Source organism: Mycobacterium colombiense (assembly GCF_003284935.1).
In the GTDB taxonomy this organism is placed as follows: Bacteria; Actinomycetota; Actinomycetes; order Mycobacteriales; family Mycobacteriaceae; genus Mycobacterium; species Mycobacterium arosiense_A.
On the sequence record NZ_QMEV01000137.1, the window covers coordinates 1 to 3351 of the forward strand.

Annotated in this window: 4 protein-coding genes and 2 pseudogenes; 2 read left to right on the plus strand and 4 right to left on the minus strand. The window is 71.2% G+C overall.

Annotation, left to right across the window (positions count from 1 at the left end; all coding sequences use genetic code 11):
• Positions 1-301, plus strand: a pseudogene (locus DQP57_RS27385) (transglycosylase family protein); the annotation flags it as partial.
• Positions 302-411: 110 nt separating this feature from the next.
• Here DQP57_RS27385 and DQP57_RS26315 read toward each other — a convergent pair.
• From DQP57_RS26315 to DQP57_RS26330, 4 genes are read right to left on the minus strand one after another with little or no spacing between them, the layout of a single operon-like run.
• On the minus strand, positions 412-837 hold the full coding sequence (locus DQP57_RS26315; RefSeq protein WP_112635833.1) for a molybdenum cofactor biosynthesis protein MoaE: 426 nt from the start codon (positions 835-837) through the stop codon (positions 412-414).
• Positions 834-1316: a MogA/MoaB family molybdenum cofactor biosynthesis protein gene (locus tag DQP57_RS26320; protein WP_112635841.1), complete on the minus strand. Its 483-nt coding sequence runs from the start codon at positions 1314-1316 to the stop codon at positions 834-836. The genes DQP57_RS26315 and DQP57_RS26320 overlap by 4 nt, the downstream gene beginning before the upstream one ends.
• Positions 1313-1843, minus strand: a complete 531-nt coding sequence (gene moaC / locus DQP57_RS26325) for a cyclic pyranopterin monophosphate synthase MoaC (protein ID WP_112635835.1) — start codon at positions 1841-1843, stop codon at positions 1313-1315. Before moaC ends, DQP57_RS26320 begins: the two co-directional genes overlap by 4 nt.
• An 8-nt stretch (positions 1844-1851) precedes the next feature.
• A complete protein-coding gene (locus DQP57_RS26330) occupies positions 1852-2052 on the minus strand; it encodes a hypothetical protein (RefSeq protein ID WP_067351092.1) in 201 nt (66 codons plus the stop codon).
• A gap of 150 nt (positions 2053-2202) precedes the next feature.
• On the opposite strand from DQP57_RS26330, the pseudogene DQP57_RS26335 reads away from it, so the two are divergent.
• A pseudogene (locus DQP57_RS26335) lies at positions 2203-3351 on the plus strand (helicase-associated domain-containing protein); the annotation flags it as partial.

Genomic DNA, 3351 nt, shown 5'->3' on the forward strand with positions numbered 1-3351 from the left:
CGCAGCGCCGGACGCCCCGCCGCCACCGCCGGCGGACCTGCCGCCCGCGCCTCCGGCGGACGCCCTCCCGCCCGCCCCTCCGGCCGACGCCCCGCCGCCGGCCGACGCCATGCCGCCCGCGCCCCCCGCGGACGCTCCGCCCGTCGTGGACACGGACTTCCACGGCTTCGTACCGGCCGGCATGCCTCAGCACGTCGAGGACACCGCCTACACGCAGCAGCTGTGGGACGCGATCCGGGCGCAGGACGTTCAGGGCAACGACGCGCTGGACGCTCTCGCTCAGCCGTCACCCAGCGCCTAACGCCGCCAGACTCCCCACACGCCCCGAAAACCCTCCTCTTCGGGGCGTGTTGGGCACGGCGCATCACTCGCCACCACGCGCCGTTCGCGACGGGGGTCGCGGCCAGGACGTCAGGCCGAGCCCACCCACTCCTCGGTTCCGTCGGCGAAAAATTGGTGCTTCCACACCGGAAGCCGGGCCTTGATGGTGTCCACCAGATGCGCGCAGGTGGCAAACGCCGCCTGCCGGTGATCGGCGGCGACCGCCGCCACCAGGGCCGCCTCTCCGATGCGCAGCGCGCCGATCCGGTGGCTGGCGGCTACGGCACGCACACCGCTGGATTGCCCGGCCACATCGGCGACCACGTCGGCGATGACCTGCTCGGCCGACGGGTGCGCGGAGTACTCGAGCCGCACCACGCGCCGTCCGCCGTCGTGGTCGCGGATCACGCCGACGAACCCCACGATGGCCCCGGCCGACTGATGGCCCACCAACTCTTCATGCTCGGCCAGTGAAATCGGGTGCTCGGTCATGGCAGCGCGCACCACGAGCGTCATCGCTGGTGATCTTTACCGGCGAGTTGGTCGAGCGCGTGATCCAGCACATCGGCGAGCACTCCGAGGCCGTCGCGCACCCCGCCGGGCGAACCGGGCAGGTTGACGATCAGCGTCTGGCCGGCCACGCCGCACACGCCGCGCGACAGCACCGACGTCGGCACCTTGGGCAGGCCCGACTGGCGGATCACTTCGGCCAGCCCCGGGATCAGGTAGTCGACGACGGCCACGGTCTGGTCCGGGGTGCTGTCGCTCGGCGAGATGCCGGTGCCACCCGAGGTGATGATGACGTCGACTTCGGCGTCGATCGCCGTGCGCAGCGCGTCGCCGACCGGCGGCCCGTCGGCGACGACTTCGGGCTGCTCGGCCGAAAAGCCGCGCTCGGCCAGCCATTCGGTGATGATCGGGCCGCATCGGTCGTCGTACACGCCCGACGACGCGCGGGTCGAGGCGATGATGACGCGGGCTGAACGGGTGCTCATGGGCGCGCCCACCTTCCGGTCTTGCCGCCTTCCTTGCGCAGCACTCGAATGTCGTCGATCCGTGCGGCCGGGTCTACCGCCTTGATCATGTCGTAGAGCGTCAGGCCCGCGACGCTGACGGCCGTGAGCGCTTCCATCTCCACCCCCGTGCGGTCGGTGCTTCGCACCGTTGCGATGATCTCGATCTCAGACTCGCCTACCGTGAAGTCGATGTCGACCCCCGTGAGCGCGAGCTGATGACATAGCGGGACGAGGTCGCTGGTGCGCTTGGCTGCCTGAATCCCGGCCACCCGGGCGGTGGCCAGCGCGTCGCCCTTGGGCAGGCCACCGGTCGAGATCAGCGCCACCACGTGCGCCGAGGTGCGCAGGACACCCGCGGCGACCGCGGTCCGCTTGGTTGCTACCTTCTCGCTGACGTCGACCATGTGCGCCGCGCCGTGGTCGTCCAGATGCGACAGCCCGCCCGAGCCGGGCTCGTTGGAGGCCCAGTTCGCCGAGGATTGCGAGGCCTCAGAGGCCCTGGCCATCTGGCGACCTACCGATTGACGACGGTGACCGGGTGCAGGTAGGGCAGCTCGGTGGAGGGCAGCGGGAACACCAGCTCGCCGAAGGGCGACAGCGCACCCGTGCGATCGGTCACGAGTTCGCTGACCGCGTGGTCGTCGGGGTCCGTCGTCGGCCAGCCATTGTCGACGTACTTGGTCTTGCGCGCTTTGCCCTCTGCAGTGTCAGCCACGACGTCCATTCTTACAGGTGGCAATGCGCGTGTGGCGCAAGACCGGAGTTCGCGACGCGTCGCCGTCGGACTCAGGGGCATGTGCCCAGGTGCGTCGATGGGCCGTCGAGGTCTGCTCGGTAGCCGCGACCTGCTTTACGCTGGTCAGCAATGACCGACAACACCCCGGATATCCCGCTGGGGTCGTGGCTGGCCGAGTTATCCGATGAGCAGCTGATCCGACTGTTGGAGTTGCGGCCGGACCTCGCCCAGCCCCCGCCCGGCAGCATCGCCGCACTGGCCGCCCGCGCCCAGGCCCGCCAGTCGATCAAGGCCGGCACCGACGACCTGGACTTCCTGCGCCTGGCCGTGCTCGACGCGCTGCTGGTGCTGCAGGCCGACGCCGAGCCGGTGCCCACCCCGAAGCTGCTGGCGCTGATCGGTGACCGCGCCACCGAAACCGACGTCCTAGAGGCGGTCGACGACCTGCGGCAACGCGCCTTGGTCTGGGGCGAAGCCACGCTGCGGGTCGCCCCCGACGCTGCGACGGGCATGCCGTGGCATCCGGGTCAGGTCATCCTCGAGGACACCTCGCGCAGCGCCGAACAGATCGCCGCCCTGATCGACGACCTCAGCCAGGCACAGCTCGACGTTGTGGAGAAGCTTCTCGAGGGCTCGCCGATGGGACGCACCCGTGACGCCGCGCCCGGCGCGCCCACCGACCGGCCGGTGCCCCAGCTGCTGGCCATGGGCCTGCTGCGGCGCATCGACGCCGAGACGGTGATCCTGCCCCGCCACGTCGGGCAGCTGTTGCGCGGCGAGCAGCCCGGCCCCACGCAACTGACGGCACCCGACCCGGTGGTGTCGACCACCACGCCCGAGGATGCCGACGCCGCGGCCGCCGGGGCCGTCATCGACCTGCTGCGCGAGGTCGACGTCCTGCTCGAAACCCTTTCCACCGCGCCGGTTTCCGAGCTGCGCAGCGGCGGCCTGGGGATCCGTGAAGTCAAACGGCTGAGCAAGGTGACCGGCATCGAGGAGCAGCGGCTGGGCCTGCTCCTCGAAGTCGCGGCCGCGGCCGGATTGATCGCAAGCGGCATGCCCGACCCCGAACCGGTCACCGGCGAGGCACCGTACTGGGCGCCGACGATCGCCACCGACCGCTACACGGCGATGTCGGTCGCCGAGCGCTGGCAGCTGTTGGCCAGCAGCTGGCTGGACCTGCCCGGGCGCCCGGCCCTGATCGGCAGTCGCGGCCCCGACGCCAAGCCCTACGGGGCCCTCACCGACGGGCTGTACTCCACGGCCGCGCCGCTGGAT